This window comes from Mesorhizobium sp. M4A.F.Ca.ET.020.02.1.1 (assembly GCF_004022645.1).
Lineage (GTDB): Bacteria > Pseudomonadota > Alphaproteobacteria > Rhizobiales > Rhizobiaceae > Mesorhizobium.
This window is the reverse complement of the sequence record NZ_RZOI01001273.1, coordinates 1-770: the sequence shown is the minus strand read 5'-3', so window position 1 is coordinate 770 and position 770 is coordinate 1. Positions and strand designations below refer to the sequence as shown.

At 61.3% G+C, this 770-nt stretch carries 2 protein-coding genes; both read right to left on the bottom strand.

The genetic code is table 11. The features are described 5' to 3' along the window. On the bottom strand, positions 1 to 418 hold a 418-nt coding region (locus tag EN742_RS36575), incomplete at its 3' end, for a GNAT family N-acetyltransferase (RefSeq protein ID WP_128333967.1). Next, a complete protein-coding gene (locus EN742_RS36570) occupies positions 415 to 693 on the bottom strand; it encodes a DUF1778 domain-containing protein (RefSeq protein WP_128333968.1) in 279 nt (92 codons plus the stop codon). The genes EN742_RS36575 and EN742_RS36570, both read right to left, overlap by 4 nt. Positions 694 to 770: the final 77 nt, after the last annotated feature.

Sequence of the window (770 nt, the reverse complement as noted above, 5' to 3'; positions counted from 1 at the left end):
CGGCCCGCTTGCTCTTGGCGTCGATGATCATCAGCACACCTCCGACTTCCTCGGTAACGCGGATGCAGCGCAGCGCGGCTGCGAGCAGAAGCTGACCACCCAGCCCCTTGCCCGCCACCGATTTGTCGACGGCGAGCCGCGCCAGCAGAAAGCCCGGCACATCGTGTCGCGCCAGACCCTTCGTCATCGCGGCAGGAACTGCGTGATGTTCGACCGAGGCCGGAGCCAGGCTGTAGAAGCCAAGGATTTTTTCGGGTGCATGGTCGGGAACCGCACAGAACGTCTTTACCGCGTTCTGCTCGTGCCCTTGGCGCGCGAACCGCTGCAGGAAGGCATTCATATCGGTATCGCCGCAGTCAAAGGCTTTCCGGTCGTGCGACCGTGCGATCGCCTCCTCATGCCAGGGCGGAAGGCTCACAGGGTCTTCGGAAGTGCTGCGGCGGCAGCACGCAACTTCGCATTCGGCTTCGGCGGGTTGTCCAGAAGCTCAAGGATGCGCCCAAAATCCCGCTCCGACACCTTTATGGCGTCAGCTTCGGCGATAACGGATTCAGCTTCGCGCAGCGCGGACTGGGTGACGAAGCTGGTGAGATCGGTATGGCGAAGCGCTGCGGCGCGCAACAGGCGCGCCTTCACCTCCGGCTTCACCCGGATGTTCATCCGATCAGTGTCATCAAGGGCTGTCCGAGCCATCGCATCGAATCCCAAATTGCTTGGACAGCATAGATACAATTTCCAGATCGCCATTGCAACCATGTGCGCATTGAATG